Annotated in this window: 22 protein-coding genes; 16 read left to right on the plus strand and 6 right to left on the minus strand. The window is 72.1% G+C overall.

Annotated elements, in window-relative coordinates; translation table 11 throughout:
- The first annotated feature begins 248 nt into the window (after window positions 1–248).
- Window positions 249–1,151 carry a hypothetical protein gene (locus ACFWU6_RS03480; RefSeq protein WP_383978091.1) on the plus strand — a complete coding sequence of 301 codons (903 nt, stop codon included), beginning with the start codon at window positions 249–251 and terminating at the stop codon, window positions 1,149–1,151.
- Between the two features lie 69 nt (window positions 1,152–1,220).
- Here the strand turns inward: ACFWU6_RS03480 and ACFWU6_RS03485 are convergent, their stop codons facing one another.
- Both ACFWU6_RS03485 and ACFWU6_RS03490 read right to left on the minus strand, forming a co-directional pair.
- On the minus strand, window positions 1,221–2,549 hold the full coding sequence (locus ACFWU6_RS03485; RefSeq protein ID WP_383799522.1) for a D-arabinono-1,4-lactone oxidase: 1,329 nt from the start codon (window positions 2,547–2,549) through the stop codon (window positions 1,221–1,223).
- On the minus strand, window positions 2,500–3,756 hold the full coding sequence (locus tag ACFWU6_RS03490) for an MFS transporter (RefSeq protein WP_383978094.1): 1,257 nt from the start codon (window positions 3,754–3,756) through the stop codon (window positions 2,500–2,502). Before ACFWU6_RS03490 ends, ACFWU6_RS03485 begins: the two co-directional genes overlap by 50 nt.
- Window positions 3,757–3,927: 171 nt before the next feature.
- Here ACFWU6_RS03490 and ACFWU6_RS03495 point away from each other — a divergent pair, with 171 nt between their 5' ends.
- The gene (locus tag ACFWU6_RS03495) at window positions 3,928–5,100 is read left to right on the plus strand and encodes a ferrochelatase (RefSeq protein WP_383799516.1); all 1,173 of its coding nucleotides are present in this window, start codon (window positions 3,928–3,930) and stop codon (window positions 5,098–5,100) included.
- Entirely contained in the window at window positions 5,097–5,912 is an 816-nt protein-coding gene (locus ACFWU6_RS03500; RefSeq protein ID WP_383799514.1) for an inositol monophosphatase family protein, read from the plus strand. The genes ACFWU6_RS03495 and ACFWU6_RS03500 overlap by 4 nt, the downstream gene beginning before the upstream one ends.
- Window positions 5,913–6,032: 120 nt before the next feature.
- Here ACFWU6_RS03500 and ACFWU6_RS03505 read toward each other — a convergent pair whose 3' ends face one another.
- Window positions 6,033–6,224: a hypothetical protein gene (locus ACFWU6_RS03505; RefSeq protein WP_383799512.1), complete on the minus strand. Its 192-nt coding sequence runs from the start codon at window positions 6,222–6,224 to the stop codon at window positions 6,033–6,035.
- Between the two features lie 247 nt (window positions 6,225–6,471).
- On the opposite strand from ACFWU6_RS03505, the gene ACFWU6_RS03510 reads away from it, so the two are divergent.
- From ACFWU6_RS03510 to ACFWU6_RS03525, 4 genes are all read left to right on the plus strand, one after another.
- Window positions 6,472–7,125 carry a response regulator transcription factor gene (locus ACFWU6_RS03510; protein WP_030036265.1) on the plus strand — a complete coding sequence of 218 codons (654 nt, stop codon included), beginning with the start codon at window positions 6,472–6,474 and terminating at the stop codon, window positions 7,123–7,125.
- Window positions 7,126–7,130: 5 nt separating this feature from the next.
- A complete protein-coding gene (locus ACFWU6_RS03515) occupies window positions 7,131–8,378 on the plus strand; it encodes a sensor histidine kinase (protein ID WP_383978096.1) in 1,248 nt (415 codons plus the stop codon).
- 381 nt (window positions 8,379–8,759) lie between these two features.
- Entirely contained in the window at window positions 8,760–9,056 is a 297-nt protein-coding gene (locus ACFWU6_RS03520; RefSeq protein WP_150517447.1) for a DUF4193 domain-containing protein, read from the plus strand.
- A gap of 12 nt (window positions 9,057–9,068) precedes the next feature.
- The gene (locus ACFWU6_RS03525; protein WP_383978099.1) at window positions 9,069–9,995 is read left to right on the plus strand and encodes a hypothetical protein; all 927 of its coding nucleotides are present in this window, start codon (window positions 9,069–9,071) and stop codon (window positions 9,993–9,995) included.
- A gap of 31 nt (window positions 9,996–10,026) precedes the next feature.
- Here ACFWU6_RS03525 and ACFWU6_RS03530 read toward each other — a convergent pair whose 3' ends face one another.
- Entirely contained in the window at window positions 10,027–10,482 is a 456-nt protein-coding gene (locus tag ACFWU6_RS03530; protein ID WP_383978102.1) for a DUF3093 domain-containing protein, read from the minus strand.
- Between the two features lie 57 nt (window positions 10,483–10,539).
- Here ACFWU6_RS03530 and ACFWU6_RS03535 point away from each other — a divergent pair, with 57 nt between their 5' ends.
- The 7 genes from ACFWU6_RS03535 to ACFWU6_RS03565 all read left to right on the plus strand — a co-directional run bounded on the left by ACFWU6_RS03535 (window position 10,540) and on the right by ACFWU6_RS03565 (window position 17,223).
- The gene (locus ACFWU6_RS03535) at window positions 10,540–11,124 is read left to right on the plus strand and encodes a PaaI family thioesterase (protein ID WP_383978105.1); all 585 of its coding nucleotides are present in this window, start codon (window positions 10,540–10,542) and stop codon (window positions 11,122–11,124) included.
- Window positions 11,124–11,657, plus strand: a complete 534-nt coding sequence (gene dut, locus ACFWU6_RS03540; RefSeq protein WP_383799497.1) for a dUTP diphosphatase — start codon at window positions 11,124–11,126, stop codon at window positions 11,655–11,657. Before ACFWU6_RS03535 ends, dut begins: the two co-directional genes overlap by 1 nt.
- Before the next feature lies 1 nt (window position 11,658).
- Window positions 11,659–12,441 carry a DUF3710 domain-containing protein gene (locus ACFWU6_RS03545; protein WP_383799494.1) on the plus strand — a complete coding sequence of 261 codons (783 nt, stop codon included), beginning with the start codon at window positions 11,659–11,661 and terminating at the stop codon, window positions 12,439–12,441.
- A gap of 232 nt (window positions 12,442–12,673) precedes the next feature.
- Window positions 12,674–15,334, plus strand: coding sequence for a DUF4118 domain-containing protein (locus ACFWU6_RS03550; RefSeq protein WP_383813138.1), 2,661 nt, complete (start codon window positions 12,674–12,676; stop codon window positions 15,332–15,334).
- The gene (locus ACFWU6_RS03555; protein ID WP_383813140.1) at window positions 15,331–16,017 is read left to right on the plus strand and encodes a response regulator; all 687 of its coding nucleotides are present in this window, start codon (window positions 15,331–15,333) and stop codon (window positions 16,015–16,017) included. Before ACFWU6_RS03550 ends, ACFWU6_RS03555 begins: the two co-directional genes overlap by 4 nt.
- A gap of 24 nt (window positions 16,018–16,041) precedes the next feature.
- Entirely contained in the window at window positions 16,042–16,461 is a 420-nt protein-coding gene (locus ACFWU6_RS03560) for an OB-fold nucleic acid binding domain-containing protein (RefSeq protein WP_383813142.1), read from the plus strand.
- Window positions 16,462–16,464: 3 nt separating this feature from the next.
- A complete protein-coding gene (locus tag ACFWU6_RS03565; RefSeq protein WP_383813144.1) occupies window positions 16,465–17,223 on the plus strand; it encodes a DUF3159 domain-containing protein in 759 nt (252 codons plus the stop codon).
- A gap of 118 nt (window positions 17,224–17,341) precedes the next feature.
- On the opposite strand, the gene ACFWU6_RS03570 is transcribed toward ACFWU6_RS03565, so the two are convergent.
- Both ACFWU6_RS03570 and ACFWU6_RS03575 read right to left on the minus strand, forming a co-directional pair.
- Window positions 17,342–18,007 (minus strand): potassium channel family protein, encoded by a 666-nt coding sequence (locus ACFWU6_RS03570; protein WP_383806457.1) that lies wholly within the window; start codon window positions 18,005–18,007, stop codon window positions 17,342–17,344.
- Window positions 18,004–18,672, minus strand: coding sequence for a potassium channel family protein (locus tag ACFWU6_RS03575; RefSeq protein ID WP_383806459.1), 669 nt, complete (start codon window positions 18,670–18,672; stop codon window positions 18,004–18,006). The genes ACFWU6_RS03570 and ACFWU6_RS03575 overlap by 4 nt, the downstream gene beginning before the upstream one ends.
- A gap of 253 nt (window positions 18,673–18,925) precedes the next feature.
- On the opposite strand from ACFWU6_RS03575, the gene ACFWU6_RS03580 reads away from it, so the two are divergent.
- Together ACFWU6_RS03580 and ACFWU6_RS03585 are read left to right on the plus strand one after the other, a co-directional pair.
- Window positions 18,926–20,977: an APC family permease gene (locus tag ACFWU6_RS03580; RefSeq protein ID WP_383806462.1), complete on the plus strand. Its 2,052-nt coding sequence runs from the start codon at window positions 18,926–18,928 to the stop codon at window positions 20,975–20,977.
- Window positions 20,978–21,073: 96 nt separating this feature from the next.
- On the plus strand, window positions 21,074–22,405 hold the full coding sequence (locus ACFWU6_RS03585) for a class I SAM-dependent RNA methyltransferase (protein WP_383806463.1): 1,332 nt from the start codon (window positions 21,074–21,076) through the stop codon (window positions 22,403–22,405).
- Window positions 22,406–22,551 lie beyond the last annotated feature (146 nt).

A 22,551-nucleotide genomic window follows, 5' to 3' on the forward strand; every position in this document is an offset into this window, starting at 1 on the left:
CGTCGATCGGCCCCTCTCCCGAGTCCGGACATCCCAAAGGAAGGACGGCCCCAGGGCTCGCCACAGTACTCCATTCGGGCCACCCGGGTGGACCGCCGCGCCGCCGAAGTTCTCCCGGACGGCGGGAGTTGGCCTGCCCTCCGACGGGTCCGGCCTGCACGCATGCCCGTCTCCGGGTGTCCTGCTTCACAGAATCCGCAGAAACGGAACTATTCGTTTCGCTCAGGTGTCAGTACCTCCTGTAGGCGGTGACGCACGAGAGGCAGGACGCGCAGGGGATGGCGATGGGTCAGAAGACGACGCAGGATGTCGAACCGGAGACGAAGAAGCTCGACCTGAGCGTGGCTCAGGTGGCCGGGACCTCTCTCGCGACGGTCGCGGCGGCCGTGCTGGCCTCGCAGCTCGGCGTCTACGGCACGATCGGCGGGGCCGCCGTGGTCAGCGTGGTCGCCACCGCGGGCGGGCCGGTCATCCAGCACTTCTTCCGGCGCACCGGTGACCAGCTGCGCGGAGCCGTCCGGCCCGGGTCCCGTCGGACGTCGCTGCGGGCGGAGGAGGAGCTGCCCGACGGAACGATCCTGCTGCGGGCGGTCCCGGCCGATCCGGCGCCCGGCGGAGAGTTCGGCTCGGCCACGGTCCACGGCACCCGCGTACGGGGATGGAAGCGCACGGCGGTCGCCGCCGGAGCCGCCTTCGCCATCGCGGTGGGCGGACTCGGGACCTACGAGGCGATCGCCGGCACCTCGGTCAGCTCCGACGGCCGCACCCTCCTCACCGGGGGCGCCGGCACCGCCCGCGACCACGACAAGGGCGGGACGGAGCGGGCCCCGGGCTCCGGCGGGAGCGAGCGCAAGGGCGGCAAGACCCCCGAGAGCGGCGGGCCCTCGCCCCGGCCGTCCGACTCGCCCGGCGGCACCGGCGGCACCGGCGGCACAGACGGCACCGGAGGCCGGAGCGCGAGCCCCGAGCCGGACCGCTCGGCCTCCGGGGTCCCGAGCCCGCCGCCCGTGACGCCGACGCCGGCACCGCCGGCGACCCCGAGTGCGCCGGTGACCCCGGACAGCCGGCCCCCGCACTCGACCGCCCCGTCGGACCCGGCGCCGCAGGCTCCGCCGGCGGGCGGCGGGAGCGGGCGGTCGAGCGGCACCTGACCGGCACCTGACCGGGGCGGCCCTATGGTCCCGGCACGCCGGACGGTGTCTTCCCGGCGCGGTCCCGGCTCAGGCGCCCAGGACGCGCCGCAGGTAGTCGTTGCCGAAGACGCGGTCGGGGTCCAGCCGGTCGCGGAGCGCGGTGAACTCGCCGAACCGGGGGTAGACCCCGGCGAGGTACTCGGCGTCCCGGGTGTGGACCTTGCCCCAGTGCGGGCGGCCGCCGTGCGCGGTGAAGATGCGCTCGGCCGCCGTGAAGTACGCCTGGTAGGGGGTGCCCCGGTACATGTGCACCGCGATGTACGCGCTCTCGCGCCCCGACGCGGTCGACAGCGTGATGTCGTCCGCCGGAGCCGTCCGGACCTCCACCGGGAAGCTGATCCGCAGGTCCGAGCGGTCGACCATCGTGCGCAGCTCCCGCAGGGCCCCGACGGCGCGCTCGCGCGGAAGGGCGTACTCCATCTCCACGAAGCGGACCCGGCGCGGACTGGTGAACACCTTGTACGGGATGTCCGTGTAGGTCCGCGCCGACAGGGCGCGGCTCGCGACGCGGGCGATGGAGGGGATGGCCGCCGGGACGCCGCGTCCCAGCGAGTTGACGGCCTGGAAGACGCCGTTGGACAGCAGCTCGTCCTCGATCCAGGCGCTGACGGCGCCGGGCGGGGCGGCCGGGCCCTGGCTGCGGTTGTTCCGCTTGGTGGTGCAGTTGCCGGTGTGCGGGAACCAGTAGAACTCGAAGTGCTCGTTCTCCGCGACGTGCTCGTCGAACTCCGCGGTCACCCGGTCGAAGCCCATCGGCTCCTCACGGGCGGTCAGCAGGAACAGCGGCTCCACGGCGAGGGTGAGCGAGGTGACGATGCCGAGGGCTCCGATGCCGAGCCGGGCCGCGGCGAAGACCTCGGGGTTCTCCTTGTCGGAGCAGGCCAGCAGCCGTCCGTCCGCGGTGACCAGTTCGAGGCCGCGGATCTGGGCGGCGATCGAGGCCGAGTCGCGGCCGGTGCCGTGGGTGCCGGTGCTGGTGGCCCCGGAGACCGTCTGCTCCATGATGTCGCCCATGTTGGTGAGCGAGAGCCCCTCCCCGGCCAGGGCCCGGTTGAGGTCCTTCAGGACGGTGCCCGCCGCCACCGTGACCGTGCCGGCGGCCCGGTCGATGTCCGTGATCCCGGCCAGGGCGTGCGGGCGTACGAGCACCCCGTCCGTGGCGGCGGCCGCGGTGAAGGAGTGGCCGGTGCCGACCGCCTTCACCCGCAACCCCTCCTCGGCGGCCCGGCGGACCGCCTCCTGGAGCTCCCCGACCGAGGCCGGGGTCACCACGCGGGCGGGTGTGGCGGTGACGTTCCCCGCCCAGTTACGCCACGCGGCCGCCCCGCTGCTCTTTCCTGCTGTCGCCGTCCCCATCGGTAGCTGGCTCCTCCCCTTGCGCCGGCCCGGTCAGCCGGCGGTATCCCGCGAACGCCACCATCGCCGCGGACGCTCCCGCCGCGATGGAGACGACGTACCCGCGTTGCGCGCCGGCCGCGTCGATGACCAGGCCGGTCACCGACGAGCCGACCGCGACGCCGACCGCGAGGCCGGTGCTGATCCAGGTCATGCCCTCGGTCAGCTTCGCGCGGGGTACGTGCGCCTCGATCAGGGCCATCGTGGTGATCATCGTGGGAGCGATGGCGAGGCCCGAGACGAAGAGCGCCACGGCCAGAAACGGCAGGTTCCCGGCCAGTAGGAGGGGGATCATACTCACGGCCATCGCACATACGCCCAGTACCCAGCGGCGTTCGTTTCGGCCTTTGAGATGGAGCAGCCCGAAGACGATTCCGGCGATACAGGACCCCAGCGCCCAGATCGCCAGGACGAAGCTGGCGGAGGACTTGCTGCCCTGCTCGTCGGCGAAGGCCAGGGTGGACACGTCGATGGACCCGAAGATCGCACCGGTGGCGACGAACGTGGCGGTCAGCACCTGGAGTCCCGGGGAGCGCAGCGCCGAGGTGCGGTCCGTCTGCCCGCCGCGCGGGTGCGCAGGGGGCTCCGTGGAGCGCTGCGCGGTGAGCAGCCAGACGCCCACCAGCAGGCAGAGGGCGGCGATCAGCGGCCCGGCCTCGGGGAACCAGGCGGTGGACAGCCCGATGGCGAGGATGGGGCCGAAGATGAAGCACACCTCGTCGACCACGGACTCGAAGGAGTACGCGGTGTGCAGCTCGCGCGGGGAGTCGTGGTAGATCACGGTCCAGCGGGCCCGGACCATCGAGCCGACGCTCGGTACGCAGCCCGCGACGGCGGCGCACAGGAACAGGGTCCAGTCGGGAAGGCCGTTTGCGGCGGCCAGCAGCAGGCCGGCCACGGCCGCCACCGAGACGAGGGTCGCGGGGCGCAGCACGCGCCGCTGTCCGTACTGGTCGACGAGGCGGGACACCTGCGGGCCGATGACGGCGGCGGCCAGCGCGAGGGTGCCGGTGAGGGCGCTGGCCATCGCGTAGCGGCCGGTGATCTCCGAGATCATGGTGAGGATGCCGACGCCGACCATGGAGAGCGGCAGTCGGCCCACGAGACCGGCGGCGCTGAAGCCCTTGGTGCCGGGGGCCGCGAAGATCGCGCGGTAGGGACTGGGCACGGGCCCTCCGTAAGGGACGTCATCGGCCCCTACAGGTTACGACCACCGATGAGGCGCACCCGCACGGGCCATTTCCGAGCACTGGACTTAGGGTGACCTTACCTGCGGAGGGGGCGGGTGCACGGCCGGGCCGGTTCCCGCCCGGGGACGCCGGGTGGCAGGATTCGAGGCATGTCAGACCAGTTCACCCCGCCCGTCGGCGGATCCGCCGCCCCGTACGACGCCCTGTTGCTGCTGTCCTTCGGCGGCCCGGAGGGGCCTGATGATGTGGTGCCGTTCCTGGAGAACGTCACGCGGGGGCGGGGGATCCCCCGGGAGCGGCTGCGGGAGGTGGGGCAGCACTATTTCGGGTTCGGCGGGGTGAGTCCGATCAACGGGCAGAACCGTGAGCTGCTGGAGGCGCTGCGCGGGGATTTCGCGGGGCACGGGTTGGATCTGCCGGTGTACTGGGGGAACCGGAACTGGGCGCCGTACCTGACGGATGTGCTGCGGGAGATGGCGGGTGACGGGCGGCGGCGGGTTTTGGTTTTGGCGACGAGTGCGTACGCCTCGTACTCGGGGTGCCGGCAGTACCGGGAGGATCTGGCGGATGCGCTGGCGGTGCTGGCGGGGGAGGGTGTGGAGCCGCTGCCGCGGGTGGACAAGCTGCGGCACTACTTCAACCATCCGGGGTTCGTGGAGCCGGTGGTGGAGGGGGTGCTGGCGGCGTTGGAGTCGTTGCCGCGGGGGGTGCGGGAGGGGGCGCACCTTGTGTTCACGACGCATTCGATCCCCAGCGCGGCGGCCGATGCGTCGGGGCCGGTGGAGGGGCACACGGCGGGTGGGGAGGGTGGTGCGTATGTGAGGCAGCATCGGGATGTGGCGCGGGTGGTGGCGGAGGCGGTGCGGGCGCGGACGGGTGTGGAGCGGCCGTGGGAGCTGGTGTACCAGTCGCGCAGTGGCGCTCCGCAGGTGCCGTGGCTGGAGCCGGATGTCTGCGATCACCTGGAGGTGTTGCACGGTGCGGGCGCGGCGGCGGCGGTGATGGTGCCCGTCGGGTTCGTGTCGGACCACATGGAGGTGGTGTACGACCTGGACACGGAGGCGGTGGCGAAGGCTGCGGAGTTGGGGCTGCCGGTGGCCCGGTCGGCGACGGTGGGGGCCGATCCGCGGTTCGTGGCGGCGGTGCGGGAGCTGGTGTGGGAGCGGGCGGCGGTCGAGCGGGGCGAGCCGGTGCGGCGGTGCGCGCTGGGGTTGCTGGGGGCCGCTCATGACGTGTGCCCGGTGGGCTGCTGCCCCGCGCGGGCGCCCCGGCCGGCAGCCGCCGGCGCGGACAGCCCCTACCCCCGGGGAGGGGAAGCGTGATCTCCGAAGAGCTGAAGGCCGAACTGCTGGACGCGGGCCTGGAGGCGGCCCGGCTGGCCGGGACGCTGCTGCGCGACGGCCGGCCGGCCGACCTGGCGGTGGCGGCCACCAAGAGCAGCCCCATCGACGTGGTCACCGAGATGGACCTCGCGGCGGAGCAGCTGATCGCCAGCTTCCTCGCGGAGCGGCGGCCCGCGGACGGGCTGCTGGGCGAGGAGGGCGCGGACACCCCGGGGACGAGCGGGGTGCGCTGGGTCGTCGACCCGCTGGACGGCACCGTGAACTACCTGTACGGCCTGCCGAGCTGGAGCGTGTCGATCGCCGCCGAGTACCGCGGCGAGACCGTGGTGGGCGTCGTGGCCGTGCCGATGCGCGGGGAGACCTTCCACGCCGTGCACGGCGGCGGGGCCTGGCTGGGCGGGGTGCGCCTGGCCTGCAGGGCGGCGGCGCCGCTGGACCAGGCGCTGGTCGCGACGGGCTTCGCGTACGTCCGGCACCGGCGGGCCCAGCAGGCGGACGTCGCGCAGCGGATCATCCCGCTGGTGCGGGACATCCGGCGGGGCGGGTCCGCGGCCGTGGACCTGTGCGACGTGGCCGCCGGGCGGCTGGACGGCTACTACGAGCGCGGGCTGAACCCGTGGGATCTGGCGGCCGGGGAGCTGATCGCCCGCGAGGCGGGCGCCGTGACCGGCGGCCGTCCGGGGCGGCCCGCCTCGGGGGAGCTGGCGCTGGCGGCGACCCCCGCGGTCTTCGCCTCGCTCCAGCCGCTGCTGGAGGAGGCCGGGGCCTGGTACGACCGGCCCCTGCCCTGACGGTGCGACCCGGCCCCGCCGTGACGCGGTGCGCCGGGGCGTGACACGACGGAACCCCGGCAGCCCGAAGGGGCGGCCGGGGTCCGGGGTACCGGGTCGTCGGTGCGGGTCCGCGAGGTGTCAGCAGGCGGGCACGGCGGTCGGCGCCGATACGGAGACCGGAACGCCGTGCTCGGCGGCGAGGCGCTGGAGGTCCTCCAGCTCCGCCTGTTCCACTTCCGCGAGGAAGTCGTCGCCCGCCTCGCGGGCCTGTACGAGGTCAGACTGCGTGGCCTGGATGCGCTGCAGGAGACCCGCGGTGAATGCGTCCATGGTGGGTTCGCCCCCTCTTCGTGGGTCGGCGGCGGCGCGTGGCAGTGCGCCGTCAGGGAGTGGATCGGGGTGTGCTCTCGTCCTCCCCGGCGCCCCGGGTGCGGAAACCTCGTCGGGCCGGGGATTCCTCACTTCCGTCCCGGTGGCCCCCTCCGTGCGACGCCTTACAGCCGGTTTACGGCCGAAACGGGCAGGATGGGCGACGCCATACACGTGTGCCCTTCTGGGCTCGGAGGAAGGAAACGACGTGCGCGTACTCGTCGTCGAGGACGAGCAGCTGCTCGCCGATGCGGTGGCCACCGGCCTGCGCCGGGAGGCCATGGCCGTGGACGTCGTGTACGACGGCGCAGCCGCCCTGGAGCGCGTCGGGGTGAACGACTACGACGTGGTCGTGCTCGACCGGGACCTCCCGCTCGTGCACGGTGACGACGTCTGCCGGAAGATCGTGGAGCTCGGCATGCCGACCCGTGTGCTGATGCTGACCGCGTCGGGCGACGTCAGCGACCGCGTGGAGGGGCTGGAGCTCGGGGCGGACGACTACCTGCCCAAGCCCTTCGCCTTCACCGAGCTGACCGCGCGGGTCCGGGCGCTGGGGCGGCGTACGACCGTCGCCCTGCCGCCGGTACTGGAGCGGGCCGGCATCAAGCTGGACCCGAACCGGCGCGAGGTGTTCCGCGAGGGCCGGGAGGTGCAGCTGGCGCCCAAGGAGTTCGCGGTGCTGGAGGTCCTCATGCGCAGCGAGGGGACCGTCGTCTCCGCCGAACAGCTGCTGGAGAAGGCCTGGGACGAGAACACCGACCCGTTCACCAACGTCGTACGGGTGACCGTGATGACCCTGCGCCGCAAGCTGGGGGAGCCGCCGGTCATCGTCACCGTGCCGGGCTCCGGATACCGGATCTGACGCGCGTGGCGGCAAACCCGGCGCCACCGGCGGCGCCACCCAGACCGACCTGGGACCCCGGACAGCCCGAGGGTCCCTTCCCTTGGCTGCGGCCGACCATCCGGATACGGCTCACGCTGCTGTACGGCGGCATGTTCCTGATCGCCGGCATCCTGCTGCTGTCGATCATCTACCTGCTCGCGGCGCAGGCCCTGCGGGAGGGCAACGCGCTCCCGTTCCAGATCGTCGGCGGGGAGCAGGTCAAGGTCTCCAGCAGCACCTGTCCCGGCGTGGTGGGCATCGACCAGTCGTACGGCCAGTTCAACACCGCGATCAGCCAGTGCATCCTGGAACAGCGGCGGCACGCGCTGGACGACCTGCTCAGCCGGTCGCTGATGGCCCTGCTGGGCCTGAGCATCATCGCCTTCGCCTTCGGCTACGCGATGGCCGGCCGGGTGCTCTCGCCGCTGGGCAAGATCACCCGGACCGCCCGCCGGGTAGTCGGCTCCGACCTGACCCGGCGGATCGAGCTGGACGGGCCGGACGACGAGCTCAAGGAGCTCGCCGACACCTTCGACGAGATGCTCGACCGGCTGGAGCGGGCCTTCACCGCCCAGCAGCGGTTCGTGGCGAACGCCTCGCACGAGCTGCGCACGCCGCTCGCCATCAACCGGACCCTGCTGGAGGTGCACCTCTCCGACCCCGGGGCCCCGGTGGAGCTCCAGCAGCTCGGCAAGACCCTGCTCGCCACCAACGAGCGCAGCGAGCAGCTGGTCGAGGGCCTCCTGCTGCTGGCCCGCAGCGAGAACCAGATCGTCGAGCGCAAGCCCGTCGACCTGGCCGAGGTCGCCTCCCGCGCCCTGGACCAGGCACGCACCGAGGCCGAGGCCAAGGGCGTGGAGATCCGGGGCGAGCGGGCGCCGGCCGTGGTCCAGGGCAACGGCGTGCTGCTGGAGCGGATCGCCCTCAACCTGGTGCAGAACGCCGTCCGGTACAACGTTCCGGAGGACGGCTGGGTGGAGGTCACCACGGAGGCCCAGCACGGTCAGGCGGTGCTCCTGGTATCGAACACGGGTCCCGTGGTTCCCGCGTACGAGGTGGACAACCTCTTCGAGCCCTTCAGGCGGCTGCGTACGGAGCGAACGGGCAGCGACAAGGGTGTCGGGCTCGGCCTCTCCATCGCGCGCTCCGTGGCGCGCGCACACGGCGGCAGGATCCGGGCGATCCCCCGGGAAGGCGGTGGCCTCGTGATGCGTGTCACTCTTCCCTTGTGAGAACCCCACCCCGTGTTCGCTGTCGGCTGAATGCGTGGCATGGGCAGATGGCCGCTCCTGTGTGATCGATCACAGGGGCGAGTGTCCGCGCATGTGCGTTCAGTGACCCCGAGCGGGCCGGAACGCCCGGGAAGTCCGGGTTTCCGGCCCCCCGGATGGCGGGAAATACACGGGGTGGCGTTTGTGCAAGACGGCCCCCGGACCGTGTACGGTCCCGGTCGTCATCCCAGCCACTCCCACGCCACGTGGGCGGCTGGGTGTCGATTCAGTAACAGACCTTGATGTGAGGCAAAATCTCCGCCTCAGGTCGGGCACAAGTCCGGCCTCTCGCGCGTTACGTGCGCTGAGACACCGCTAACACCCAGAGGGGGAGAGCGAACAATGGCAACGGACTACGACACCCCACGCAAGACCGACGACGACGTCGACAACGACAGCATTGAAGAGCTGAAGGCCCGACGCAACGAGAAGTCGTCCTCGTCCGCCGACATGGAGGAGTACGACTCGGTCGAGAGCATGGAGCTCCCCGGGGCGGACCTCTCCAACGAGGAGCTCGCCGTCCGGGTTCTGCCCAAGCAGGCCGACGAGTTCACCTGCATGAGCTGCTTCCTGGTGCACCACCGCAGCCAGCTGGCGCGTGAGAAGAACGGTCAGCCGATCTGTCGCGACTGCGACTGAGAGGCGTCGGCCGTGGCTGGCTCCACACCGTTCCGGAAGCGTCGCTTCCGGAAGGCCGGTGAACCGGCGGAGACGCAGGTGGCGATCACGGGCCCGGAGACGGGTCCTGGAGTTCCCGGCGGCTCCGCCCCAGAGGCGGCAGCCGTGCCCGCCGACACCGCTCCCGCGGTGCCGTCGGACACCGAGACCGACGAGGGGTCCCGGCACAGGTCCGGGGCTCGTCGGCTGCTCTCCGTCAAGAGCGGTGTGCGCAGGGGCGGCGAAGGCCTCAGGGGCGTCGTCCTGTACATCGCCGAGCGCATCATCGAGAACGCACCGCGCGTTCCGGTTCGGGACCTCGCGACCCTGCGCGCGCAGTTCCCGGGCCTCGGCCCCGACCAGCTCGCCGACAAGCTGATCTCGGGCGCCGCCAACGCCACCTCGACCGTCGGCGCGGGCATCGGAGCGGCGGCCATGCTCCCCGTCCCGCCCGCCATGCCGGCCGAGCTGGCCGCCGAGGTCACCGGGGTCGCCGCGATCGAGCTGAAGCTCATCGCCGAGCTCCACGAGGTCTACGGCCAGCGGCCCCCCGGCACGCTCAAGGACCGCAGCCTCGCCTACCTGACCGCGTGGACGGAGGAGCGCGGCGTCGACCTGACCAAGCCGACGACCTTGAACGCGGCGCTCGGCGGGCAGATGAAGCGCGAACTGCGCCAGCAGATCATGAAGCGGATGTTCCGCAACCTGCCGAACCTCATGCCGTTCATGGTCGGCGCGGCCGTCGGAGCGGTCATGAACCGCCGCGACACCCGCAAGCTCGCCGACAAGGTGCGTAAGGACCTGCGCGACCGCGCCGTGCCGTGGAGCGCCCTGGAGGACCTCCCGCCCCTGGAGCGCCCCACGGAGCCCCTTCCCGAGGCCACCAGGGCCGCACTCGAGGGCCCCGCGGCGGAGGGCTGAGCGGGCGGGCGCCCCCGGGGCGCCGGCGGAGCTAGGCCTTCGCCGCGCGGATCGCCGAGGCCAGTGCCTGCGGTTCGCGGGTGGAGACGTAGACGTACGGCGTCGGGTCGGCGGGGTCGGTCACCTCGACGCGCACCGCCGTCGGCACGTAGCTGCGCATGAGCATGAAGGCGCGGGTGTCGGCCTTGTACGTGCGCCAGGCGCGGGACTCCTCCGCGTCCAGGACCTCCGGCTCGCCCAGGGCCGCCACCGGGATGCGCGCGTCCCCTACCGCCAGCGCGCCGTTGACCACGCGCACCCGCGCGGAGCCGTACGAACTCACCAGCAGTCCGGCCAGCGCGGTGCCCCCGACCAGACCGGCCAGCAGCGGCATCGTGCCCAGCGGCAGCAGCATCAGCGCGCACGCCAGGCCGACGAGCACGGCGATGCCCCACCAGGAGCGGGGGGCGGTCAGACGTTCGTCGTGGTGCGCGGAGGAGAGCTGCATGGTCCAAGCCTGCCACGAGGCGACCGGCGGGTAGCCGCGCGGGTAAGGTCTGCGGCTGTGAGTGGACGAAACACAGCGTTGACGCCCCCGGCCGATGCCGCCGCACCGGTCCGGCACCCCGGGGCCCCGGCGCCCGGCGAGCTCCTCGGCGCGCACTACGAACACTGCTTCGGCTGTGGCGGGGGCCAGCCGCACGGACTCCATCTGGAGGCCCGGGCGGGCGAAGGCGTGCGCGTCACCGCCGAGTTCACCGTCCGGCCCGCCCACCAGGGCGCTCCCGGCCTCGCCCACGGCGGGGTGCTCGCCACCGCGCTGGACGAGACGCTGGGCTCGCTGAACTGGCTGCTGCGCGTCATCGCCGTGACGGGCCGGCTGGAGACCGACTTCGTGCGGCCGGTGCCCGTGGGCACGGTGCTGCACCTGGAGGCCGAGGTCACCGCCGTGGCCGGGCGGAAGATCTACTCCACCGCCGTCGGCCGGATAGGCGGCCCGCAGGGCCCGGTCGCCCTGCGCGCCGACGCCCTCTTCATCGAGGTGAAGGTCGACCACTTCATCGACAACGGACGGCCCGAGGAGATCCAGGCGGCGATGGCCGACCCGGACCAGGTCAGGCGCTCGCGCGCCTTCGAGGTGAATCCCTGATGTCCCAGAACGACGCCACCGTCGACGTGCTGATCCGGCGCGTGGACCCCGAAGTGCCCCTCCCCGCCTACGGCCACCCCGGCGACGCCGGCTGCGACCTGGTGACCACCACGGCCGCCGAGCTCGCCCCCGGCGAGCGGGCCGTGCTGCCCACCGGGGTGTCCATCGCCCTCCCCGACGGGTACGCGGCCTTCGTGCACCCCCGGTCGGGCCTGGCCGCCCGCTGCGGCCTCGCCCTCGTGAATGCCCCGGGGACGGTGGATGCCGGGTACCGTGGAGAGATCAAGGTGATCGTGGTCAATCTCGACCCTCGCGAGAGCGTCCGGTTCGAGCGTTTCGACCGCATTGCCCAGCTGGTTGTCCAGCGGGTCGAGAAGGTGCGCTTCCACGAGGTCGCGGAACTTCCCGGCTCGGCCCGGGCCGAGGGGGGTTTCGGCTCCACCGGCGGTCATGCGGCCGTGGCCGGATCCGGCACTGGTCAGCAGGGTGGGAATGGCTACGCTTCGGTCGTAACCGACCGGGAAGGACAGTGACGTGTTCGGACGTCGCAAGAAGAACGACTCCGCCCAGGACGGCGGCGCGGCCGAGCAGGTCGACGGCGCGGGCGTTGATGAGCGTGACGACGCCGACGAGCAGGACGGCGCGGTCACGCCGCGCCGGATGAACCTGCCCCCGGCCCCCCGGCCCGACGGCCCCTGGGACGTCTCCGAGGTGCTCGGCAACCCGGAGGACGGCCGCGTCGACCTGGGCGGCATCCTCGTGCCCGGCGTCGAGGGCATGGAGCTGCGCGTCGAGGTCGCCGGTGACGCGATCGTGGCCGCGACGGTGGTGCTGAACGACAGCGCCGTACAGCTGCAGGCCTTCGCGGCGCCGAAGAAGGAAGGCATCTGGGGCGAGGTCCGCGACGAGATCGCCACGGGCATCACCCAGCAGGGCGGCATCATCGACGAGGTCGAGGGTCCGCTCGGCTGGGAACTGCGCGCACAGGTGCCCGTACCGCTCCCGGACGGCCAGACCGGCGCCCAGCTGGTGCGCTTCGTCGGCGTCGACGGCCCGCGCTGGTTCCTGCGCGGCGTCATCTCCGGCCAGGGCGCGGTGCGCCCCGAGTCGGCGGGCGTGCTGGAGCAGATCTTCCGGGACACCGTCGTCGTCCGCGGTGACGGCCCGATGGCCCCCCGCGACCCGATCGTCCTCAAGCTGCCGAACGACGCCCAGATGGTGCCGGACGGCGTGCAGACCGACGAGCAGGAGGGCTCCCGCTTCGGCGGCGGCATGGGCCAGCTGGAGCGCGGACCGGAGATCACCGAGGTCCGCTGAGCCGGAGGCCCCGTCGCGGACGGGGCAGGCGCACGTACGGCCGGTGGGCCCCGCTCCTTCGCGAGCGGGGCCCACCGGCCTTCTGCGGGTACCGGCCCCGTGCGGCCGGGGCGCGGAGCCGGCCTCGGTGACGGGGCGGGTGCGTCAGGGATGCGTCAGGGTTGCGTCAGGGATGGGCGCCCGGCCCGCCATCGGTGCGTGAACTGCGCGGACGTCCCCGAGAATGGGGCCCATGGGACGCGGCAAGCTCAGGATCTACCTCGGCGCGGCGCCCGGTGTGGGCAAGACGTACGCGATGCTCTCCGAGGGCCACCGGCGGGCCGAGCGGGGCGCCGACGTCGTCGTCGGCTTCGTCGAGCACCACGGCCGGCCGCGCACCGAGGTCATGCTGCACGGCCTCGAGGAGGTGCCCCGCAAGGAGCTGGCGTACCGGGGCGCGGCCTTCACCGAGATGGACGTGGACGGACTCCTCGCCCGCGCCCCCGCCATCGCGCTCGTCGACGAGCTGGCGCACACCAACGTGCCCGGCTCGCGCAACGCCAAGCGCTGGCAGGACGTGGAGGAGCTGCTGCGGGCCGGCGTCGACGTCGTGTCCACCGTCAACATCCAGCACCTGGAATCGCTCGGCGACGTGGTCGAGTCGATCACCGGAGTGCGGCAGCGCGAGACCGTACCCGACGAGGTGGTCCGGCGGGCCGACCAGGTCGAGCTGGTGGACATGTCCCCGCAGGCCCTGCGGCGCCGGATGGCGCACGGCAACATATACAAGTCCGACAAGGTCGACGCGGCCCTGTCCAACTACTTCCGCCCCGGCAACCTCACGGCGCTGCGCGAACTGGCCCTGCTGTGGGTCGCCGACCGGGCCGACGAGTACCTCCAGCAGTACCGGGGCGAGCACGACATCCGCTCCACCTGGCAGGCCCGCGAACGCATCGTCGTCGGGCTCACCGGCGGGCCGGAGGGGCGCACGCTGATCCGGCGGGCCTCCAGGGTGGCCGCGAAGGGCTCGGGCAGCGAGATCCTGGCCGTGTACATCGCCCGCAGCGACGGTCTCACCGCCGCCTCGCCGAAGGAGCTCGCGGTCCAGCGGACGCTGGTCGAGGACCTCGGCGGAACGTTCCACCACGTGATCGGCGACAACGTCCCCGACGCCCTGCTCGCATTCGCCCGCGGGGTCAACGCCACCCAGATCGTGCTCGGCTCCAGCCGCCGCCGCTCCTGGCAGTACGTCTTCGGGCCCGGTGTCGGCGCGAGCGTCGCCCGCGACTCGGGACCCGACCTCGACGTGCACATCGTCACGCACGAGGAGGTCGCCAAGGGGCGCGGACTGCCCGTGGTCCGCTCGGCGGCCCGGCTCGGACGGCCCAGGATCGTCGCGGGCTGGATCGTCGGCGTGCTCTTCCCCGCCCTGCTCAGCCTGGTGCTGACCCATGTCGACGCGGACCCCGGGCTCGCCAACGACATGCTGCTCTTCATGGCGCTGACGGTCGCGGCGGCGCTGCTGGGCGGGCTCTGGCCGGCGCTGGCCTCGGCCGCCGTGGGCTCGCTGCTGCTGAACTACTACTTCGCGCCGCCGCTGCACCGCTTCACCGTCTCCGATCCCAGGAACATCGTCGCCATCGCCGTCTTCTTCGGGGTGGCGGTCTCCGTCGCCTCCGTGGTGGATCTGGCCGCCCGGCGCACCCACCAGGCCGCGAGGCTGCGGGCCGAGTCCGAGATCCTCTCCTTCCTGGCCGGCAGCGTGCTGCGCGGGGAGACCCGGCTCGACGCGCTGCTGGAGCGGGTGCGCGAGACCTTCGCCATGGAGTCCGTCGCCCTGCTGGAGCGGGCGAACGACGTCGAGCCCTGGAACCGGGCCGGCAGCGTCGGCCCGTCTCCGGCCGCCCGGCCCGAGGACGCCGATGTGGACATGCCGATCGGGGACCACATGGCGCTGGCCCTGTCCGGGCGGGTACTGCCCGCCGAGGACCGCCGGGTACTCGGCGCCTTCGCCGCGCAGGCCGCCGTGGTGCTCGACCGGCAGCGGCTGGTCGGCGAGGCCGAGGAGGCCCGCCGGATGGCGGAGGGCAACCGGATCCGGACCGCGCTGCTGGCCGCCGTCAGCCACGACCTGCGCACGCCCCTGGCGTCCATCAAGGCCTCCGTGAGCTCCCTGCGCTCCGACGACGTGGAGTGGTCCGAGCAGGACCGGGCCGAGCTGCTGGAGGGCATCGAGGCCGGCGCCGACCGGCTCGACCACCTCGTGGGGAACCTGCTGGACATGTCCCGGCTCCAGACCGGCACCGTCACCCCGCTGATCCGGGAGATCGACCTCGACGAGGTGGTCCCGATGGCGCTGGGCGGCGTACCGGAGGACAGCGTGGTGCTGGACGTGCCCGAATCGCTGCCGATGGTGGCCGTGGACCCGGGCCTGCTGGAGCGCTCCGTGGCCAACGTCGTCGAGAACGCCGTCAAGTACAGCCCGGCGGGACAACCGGTCCTGGTGGCGGCCAGCTTCCTCGGCGACCGGGTCGAGGTCCGGGTCGTCGACCGGGGGCCCGGCGTCCCCGACGAGGCCAAGGACCGCATCTTCGCCCCCTTCCAGCGGCACGGGGACGCGCCGCGCGGGGCGGGCGTGGGCCTCGGGCTCGCGGTCGCCCGCGGTTTCGCCGAGGCCATGGACGGCACCCTGGCCGCGGAGGACACCCCCGGCGGCGGACTGACCATGGTGCTCACCCTGCGCGCGGTGACGCGCGACCGCGGCGCCCCGGCAGGCGCCGGCGGGGCGGCTGCCGCGGGGGCCGGGGCGGCCGCAGGGGGCGGGGCCGATCGGGCCCGGGGGAGCGCCGTCACCGACCCAGTGGACAACGATCACGACCGTGATCGGACGCGACAGGAAGCAGGACCTCAATGACCCGGGTGCTCGTGGTGGAAGACGAGCCGCAGATCGTCCGAGCCCTCGTGATCAATCTGAAGGCGCGCAAGTACGAGGTCGACGCCGCGGCCGACGGGGCGACCGCCCTGGAGCTCGCGGCCGCCCGCCACCCCGACGTGGTCGTCCTCGACCTCGGCCTCCCCGACATGGACGGGGTCGAGGTGATCAGGGGACTGCGCGGCTGGACCCGCGTGCCGATCCTGGTCCTGTCCGCCCGCCACAGCTCCGACGAGAAGGTCGAGGCCCTCGACGCGGGTGCCGACGACTACGTCACCAAGCCCTTCGGCATGGACGAGCTGCTGGCCCGGTTGCGCGCCGCGGTCCGGCGGGCCGAGCCGGCCGCCGGATCCGGCGGGGACGAGGTGGTCGTGGAGACCGACGGCTTCACGGTGGACCTCGCGGCCAAGAAGGCCGTACGGGAAGGACGCGACGTCCGCCTCACGCCCACCGAGTGGCACCTCCTGGAGGTCCTGGTCCGCAACGGCGGCAAGCTCGTGAGCCAGCGGCAGCTGCTCCAGGAGGTGTGGGGGCCTTCCTACGGCACCGAGACCAACTACCTGCGCGTGTACATGGCGCAGTTGCGCCGGAAGCTGGAGGCCGACCCCTCGCACCCGCGCCACTTCATCACCGAACCGGGCATGGGGTACCGCTTCGAGAGGTAGCCGGGGCGCCGGTACGCTTCCTGTATGAGTGCTGAACCGCGTCCCGAGAAGCCCGTGAAGCCGGTGAGGCCGGCGGGCCGGTTCCGCCGGATGATAGAGCGGCTGTCCACCTCGCAGGACGAGCTGCATTCGGCGGAGCTGCAGGAGGACGCAGAAGCCGCGGGCTGCCTGCGGATCTGCGACTGTTCCGACCGCCAGATAGTCAAGGTGACCGGCACCCTGCGTACGGTCACCCTGCGCCCCCGGGCGGGCGTGCCCGCGCTGGAGGCGGAGCTGTTCGACGGTTCCGCCGCCCTGGACGTGGTCTGGCTCGGCCGTCGCTCGATCGTGGGAATCGAGCCCGGTCGCCGCATGATCGCCTCCGGACGCGTTTCCATGTCCCATGGCCGTCGGGTGCTCTTCAACCCGAAGTACGAACTCCGACCGCTCGGACAGGAGCACTGACCGGTGACGTCTTTCGACAAACCGACCACCCCAGAGCCCGCCGGCCCCCCTGCCACGCCCCCTCCGCCCTCCGAGGACCAGAGTGCGGTGACCCAGGCGGCGCTGTTCGACGCCTTCGGGGGCATCCGGGGCACCGTGGAGACGATGCTCCCCGGGCTGCTCTTCGTCATGATCTACACGATCAACAAGGACGTGAAGCTGTCCGCCATCGCGGCCGGCGCGCTCGCGGTCCTGCTCGTGGTCGTGCGGCTGCTGCGCAAGGACACGGTGAAGCACGCCTTCAGCGGCGTCTTCGGCGTGGGCGTGGGCGTGGCCTTCGCCCTCTTCACGGGCAGCGCGAAGGGCTTCTACCTGCCCGGCATGATCTACGGCGTCGGCCTGGGCGCGGCCTTCACGATCTCGGCGCTGGTCGGCTTCCCGCTGCTGGGCGTGATCCTCGGGCCCGTCTTCAAGGAGAACCTGTCCTGGCGCACCCGCAACCCGGGCCGCAAGAAGGCGTACGTCAAGGCCAGCCTGGCGTGGGGCCTGATCTTCCTCGCCAAGTACGCGATCCTCTTCCCGCTGTACTGGTGGGGTGACGCGACGCAGCTGGGCTGGGTGCTGATCGCGCTGAAGCTGCCGCCGATGGTGCTCGCCGTCTACTTCACCTGGCTCTTCCTGGCGAAGGCCCCGCCGCCGATCAATGTGATCGCGGAGTGGGAGGCCGAAGAGCAGGCCGAGAAGGCCGCCAAGGCCGCGGCGGCCCGGGAGCGCGGGGTCTGATCCCGGGCCCGGGGCGCGCGTACGGCACGACGAACCCGGGCGCGCGTACGGCACGACGAAGGGGTGGGACGGCCGGTCGGCCGTCCCACCCCTTCGTCGTACGCGCGGCCCCGGGGGGCTACGGGCGGCGGGCCTGGAGGAGGATCTCCAGCTGCTCCTCGCGGGCCTGGGCGGCCACGAAGAGCAGCTCGTCGCCGGGCTCCAGGGTCTCCTCACCGTGCGGGGTGAGGACCCGGTTGCCCCGGATGATCGTGACCAGCGAGGTGTCCTCGGGCCAGCTGATCTCGCTGATCTGGGTGCCCGCGACCGAGGAGTCGGGCGGCAGGGTCAGCTCGACGAGGTTGGCGTCGCCGTGGCTGAAGCGCAGCAGCCGGACCAGGTCGCCGACACTGACGGCCTCCTCGACCAGGGCGGACATCAGGCGCGGCGTGGAGACGGCGACGTCGACGCCCCAGGACTCGTTGAAGAGCCACTCGTTCTTCGGGTTGTTGACGCGGGCCACCACGCGGGGGACCCCGTACTCGGTCTTGGCGAGCAGCGAGACGACCAGGTTGACCTTGTCGTCGCCGGTCGCCGCGATGACCACGTTGCAGCGCTGGAGCGCCGCCTCGTCCAGCGAGGTGATCTCGCAGGCGTCGGCCAGCAGCCACTCGGCCTGCGGGACCCGTTCCACCGAGATGGCGGTCGGCGCCTTGTCGACGAGGAGCACCTCGTGGCCGTTCTCCAGCAGTTCGGCCGCGATGGAGCGGCCCACCGCGCCTGCGCCGGCGATCGCGACCCTCATGCGTGTGCCTCCTCAGGCCCCTCGGCGAAGGCCGCCTCGACCTTGTCGATCTCGTCCGTGCGCATCATCACGTGGACGAGGTCGCCTTCCTGGAGCACCGTCGCGGACGTGGGCAGCACGGCCTCGCCCAGGCGGGTGAGGAACGCGACACGGACGCCGGTCTCCTCCTGCAGCCTGCTCACCTTGTGCCCGATCCACGCGGCGGAGGCGTGCACCTCGGCGAGCTGTACGCCGCCGCTCGGGTCGCGCCACAGGGGTTCGGATCCCGACGGCAGCAGCCGGCGGAGCATCTGGTCGGCGGTCCACCGCACCGTGGCGACGGTGGGGATGCCGAGGCGCTGGTAGACCTCGGCGCGCTTGGGGTCGTAGATGCGGGCGGCGACGTTCTCGACGCCGAACATCTCCCGGGCCACGCGGGCGGCGATGATGTTGGAATTGTCACCGCTGCTGACGGCGGCGAAGGCGCCCGCGTCCTCGATCCCCGCCTCTCTCAGGGTGTCCTGGTCGAAGCCGACACCGGTGACGCGGCGGCCGCCGAATCCGGCTCCCAGACGGCGGAATGCGGTGGGGTCCTGGTCGACGACCGCGACCGTATGCCCCTGCTGTTCCAGGGTCTGCGCGAGGGCGGAGCCCACTCTTCCGCAGCCCATGATGACGATGTGCACGGCCGTCCTTCCGGCTGTCAGCGCTCGCTGGTTCCCAGCCTCATTGCATGCTCTGGCATAACAGGGTCTCAGACCATGGCCCAAGCTACACACGGGCGGTCACGAGTGTGACCTCTTGCGGTGCGGTCGGGGTCGCAGGTGGGCGCGGCCGCAGGTGCGGTCGGAGGTGCGGTAGGGGAGGAATTGCGGCGGGATTGCGGACGGAGGGGGTGGGGGTTCGTCAGCCGGATTCGGAACGCTTACGATCCTCTCCGTGTCCAAACTGACCGACGTGCCCAAACGGATCCTGATCGGCCGGGCGCTACGCAGCGACCGCCTCGGGGAAACCCTCCTTCCCAAGCGGATCGCCCTACCCGTCTTCGCCTCCGACCCGCTTTCCTCCGTGGCATATGCCCCGGGTGAAGTCCTGCTGGTCCTGTCGATCGCGGGCGTGTCGGCGTACCAGTTCAGCCCCTGGATCGCCCTCGCGGTCGTCGTGCTGATGTTCACCGTGGTGGCCTCCTACCGGCAGAACGTCCACGCCTACCCGAGCGGCGGCGGCGACTACGAGGTCGCCAACACCAACCTCGGGCCCAAGGCGGGTCTCACCGTCGCGAGCGCCCTGCTCGTCGACTACGTCCTGACGGTCGCGGTCTCGATCTCCTCCGGAGTCGAGAACCTCGGCTCGGCGGTCGATTTCGTCATCGAGCACAAAGTGCTCTCGGCGATGATCATGATCGTGCTCCTCACACTGATGAATCTGCGCGGCGTGAAGGAGTCCGGAAATCTCTTCGCCATCCCGACCTACGTGTTCGTCGGCGCCGTCTTCGTCATGATCGCCTGGGGCGCTTTCCAGGGCATCGTCCTCGACGAGACGATGAAGGCCCCCACCGCGGATCTGGAGATCAAAGCCGAACACGAGGGCATCGCCGGCTTCGCGCTGGTATTCCTGCTGTTGCGGGCCTTCTCCTCCGGCTGTGCGGCCCTGACCGGCGTCGAGGCCATCAGCAACGGCGTCCCGGCCTTCCGCAAGCCCAAGAGCAAGAACGCGGCGACCACCCTCGCCCTCATGGGCGCCCTGGCCGTCACCATGTTCTGCGGCATCATCGGCCTGGCCATGGCCACCGACGTGAAGATGGCCGAGAACCCCGCCACCGACCTGCTCGAGAACGGCGTCGCGGTCGGCGCCGACTACGTCCAGCACCCGGTGATCTCCCAGGTGGCCGAGGCCGTCTTCGGCGACGGCAGCTTCCTCTTCATCGTGCTCGCCGCCGCCACCGCGCTGGTCCTCTTCCTGGCGGCCAACACCGCGTACAACGGCTTCCCGCTCCTCGGCTCGATCCTCGCGCAGGACCGCTACCTCCCGCGCCAGCTCCACACCCGCGGCGACCGGCTGGCCTTCTCCAACGGCATCGTGCTCCTCGCGGGCGCCGCCATGCTGCTCGTGTGGGTCTACGACGCCGACTCGACCAAGCTGATCCAGCTCTACATCGTCGGCGTCTTCGTCTCCTTCACGCTGAGCCAGATCGGCATGGTCCGGCACTGGAACCGCCACCTCGCCACGGAGCGCGACCCGGTCGCCCGCCGGCGCATGCACCGCTCCCGCGCGATCAACACCTTCGGAGCCTTCTTCACCGGCATGGTGCTGGTCGTCGTCCTTGCCACCAAGTTCACCCACGGCGCCTGGGTCGCCCTGCTCGGCATGGTGATCTTCTACGGGACGATGTCCGCGATCCGCAAGCACTACGACCGGGTCTCCACCGAGATCGCCGCCGCGGACGGCCCCAGCGACGACAGCGTGCGCCCCTCCCGGGTCCACTCGATCGTCCTGGTCTCCAAGGTCCACAAGCCCACGCTGCGCGCCCTCGCCTTCGCCAAGCTGACCCGCTCGGACACCCTGGAGGCGCTCAGCATCAGCGTCGACCCGGCCGAGACCAAGGCCCTGCGCGAGGAGTGGGAGCGACGCGGGATCAACGTCCCGCTCAAGATCCTCGACTCCCCGTACCGGGAGATCACCCGCCCGGTCATCGAGTACGTGAAGGGCCTGCGCAGCGAGAACCCGCGCGACGCCGTCAGCGTCTACATCCCGGAGTACGTCGTCGGCCGCTGGTACGAGCACCTGCTGCACAACCAGAGCGCGCTGCGGCTCAAGGGCCGGCTGCTCTTCACGCCCGGCGTGATGGTCACCTCGGTGCCCTACCAGCTGGAGTCCTCCGAGCTCGCCAAGCGGCGGGCCAGGAAGCGCCAGGACTGGAACGCCCCCGGAGCGGTGCGCCGCGGCCCCGTCGACACCCCGCGCCCGCCGAAGAAGCCGACGGCGAAGTAGCGGCCCGACGGGTTGGCGAACGGCCGGACGAGATCCACGTAAACTGGTGGGTCGGTCGTCCGGCCGTTCCCTTTTCATTATTGGAGTCTCCCCACCATGACCGAGCAGATCGAGAAGCAGTCACTGGTCGGGGAGGAGTACGAGGTCGAGGTCGGCCCCGTCGCACACGGCGGCCACTGCATCGCCCGGACCGCCGAGGGCCGGGTCCTGTTCGTCCGCCACACCCTGCCCGGCGAGAAGGTCGTCGCGAAGGTCACCGAGGGCGACGTCGACTCGCGGTTCCTGCGCGCCGACGCGATCACCGTGCTCGACGCCTCCAAGGACCGCGTCCAGGCGCCGTGCCCGTACGCCGGCCCCGGCAAGTGCGGCGGCTGCGACTGGCAGCACGCCAAGCCCGGCGCCCAGCGCCGCCTCAAGGGCGAGGTCGTCGCCGAGCAGCTCCAGCGGCTCGCCGGGCTGACCCCGGAGGAGGCCGGCTGGGACGGCACCGTCATGCCGGCCGAGGGCGACAAGCTCCCCGCCGGAGAGGTCCCGCAGTGGCGCACCCGGGTGCAGTTCGCCATCGACGAGGACGGCAACGCCGGTCTGCGCAAGCACCGCTCGCACGACATCGAGCTGATCGACCACTGCATGATCGCCGCTCCCGGCGTCAGCGAGCTGGGCATCGAGAAGCAGGACTGGCCCCAGATGGCGTCGGTCGAGGCCATCGCCGCCTCGGGTTCGAACGACCGCCAGGTGGTCCTCACCCCCCGGCCCGGCGGCCGCCTCCCGCTCGTCGAGCTGGACAAGCCGGTCTCGGTGCTGCGCGTCGAGGAGAAGGACGGCGGGGTCCACCGGGTCCACGGCCGCCCCTTCGTGCGCGAGCGCGCGGACGGCCGTACGTACCGCGTCGGCATGGGCGGCTTCTGGCAGGTCCACCCGCAGGCCGCGGACACCCTGATCAAGGCCGTCATGCAGGGCCTGATGCCGCGCAAGGGCGAGATGGCCCTCGACCTGTACTGCGGCGTCGGCATCTTCGCGGGCGCCCTGGCGGAGCGGCTCGGCGAGACGGGCGCGGTGCTCGGCATCGAGTCGACGAAGCGCGCGGTGGAGGACGCCCGCCACAACCTGGAGGACTTCCCCCGGGTCCGCATCGAGCAGGGCAAGGTCGAGCAGATCCTGCCGAAGACCGGCATCACGGAGTGCGACCTGGTCGTACTGGACCCGCCCCGCGCGGGCGCGGGCAAGCAGACGGTCCGCCACATCGCGGGCCTCTCGGCCCGCCGCATCGCGTACGTGGCGTGCGACCCGGCGGCGCTGGCGCGGGACCTGGGCTACTTCAAGGAGAACGGCTACAAGCTCCGCACGCTGCGGGTCTTCGACCTGTTCCCGATGACCCACCACGTGGAGTGCGTGGCGATCCTGGAGCCGGTGGCAAAGAGCTCCTGACCCGCAGGCTTGTCGGTGCGCATCACGTGCACTACGGGCGTTACGGGCGATATCTTGACGCTCGTGGCGCTCGCCCGCCCTGCCTCCTGACGCGACGTCAGCGGTGTGGAGCCGTCTCCTGAACCATTCTGTGCAACCGGTCGAGG

Source organism: Streptomyces sp. NPDC058674 (genome assembly GCF_042716505.1).
GTDB lineage: Bacteria > Actinomycetota > Actinomycetes > Streptomycetales > Streptomycetaceae > Streptomyces.

What these genes read in the sequence shown, in the direction of transcription:
- ACFWU6_RS03520 (WP_150517447.1), top strand. Translation starts at nt 8,760, where the DNA reads ATGGCAACGGACTACGACACCCCACGCAAGACCGACGACGACGTCGAC.
- ACFWU6_RS03585 (WP_383806463.1), top strand. Translation starts at nt 21,074, where the DNA reads ATGACCGAGCAGATCGAGAAGCAGTCACTGGTCGGGGAGGAGTACGAG.
- ACFWU6_RS03505 (WP_383799512.1), bottom strand. Translation starts at nt 6,224, where the DNA reads ATGGACGCATTCACCGCGGGTCTCCTGCAGCGCATCCAGGCCACGCAG.
- ACFWU6_RS03570 (WP_383806457.1), bottom strand. Translation starts at nt 18,007, where the DNA reads ATGAGGGTCGCGATCGCCGGCGCAGGCGCGGTGGGCCGCTCCATCGCG.
- ACFWU6_RS03530 (WP_383978102.1), bottom strand. Translation starts at nt 10,482, where the DNA reads ATGCAGCTCTCCTCCGCGCACCACGACGAACGTCTGACCGCCCCCCGC.
- ACFWU6_RS03560 (WP_383813142.1), top strand. Translation starts at nt 16,042, where the DNA reads ATGAGTGCTGAACCGCGTCCCGAGAAGCCCGTGAAGCCGGTGAGGCCG.
- ACFWU6_RS03495 (WP_383799516.1), top strand. Translation starts at nt 3,928, where the DNA reads ATGTCAGACCAGTTCACCCCGCCCGTCGGCGGATCCGCCGCCCCGTAC.
- dut (WP_383799497.1), top strand. Translation starts at nt 11,124, where the DNA reads ATGTCCCAGAACGACGCCACCGTCGACGTGCTGATCCGGCGCGTGGAC.
- ACFWU6_RS03555 (WP_383813140.1), top strand. Translation starts at nt 15,331, where the DNA reads ATGACCCGGGTGCTCGTGGTGGAAGACGAGCCGCAGATCGTCCGAGCC.
- ACFWU6_RS03550 (WP_383813138.1), top strand. Translation starts at nt 12,674, where the DNA reads ATGGGACGCGGCAAGCTCAGGATCTACCTCGGCGCGGCGCCCGGTGTG.
- ACFWU6_RS03485 (WP_383799522.1), bottom strand. Translation starts at nt 2,549, where the DNA reads ATGGGGACGGCGACAGCAGGAAAGAGCAGCGGGGCGGCCGCGTGGCGT.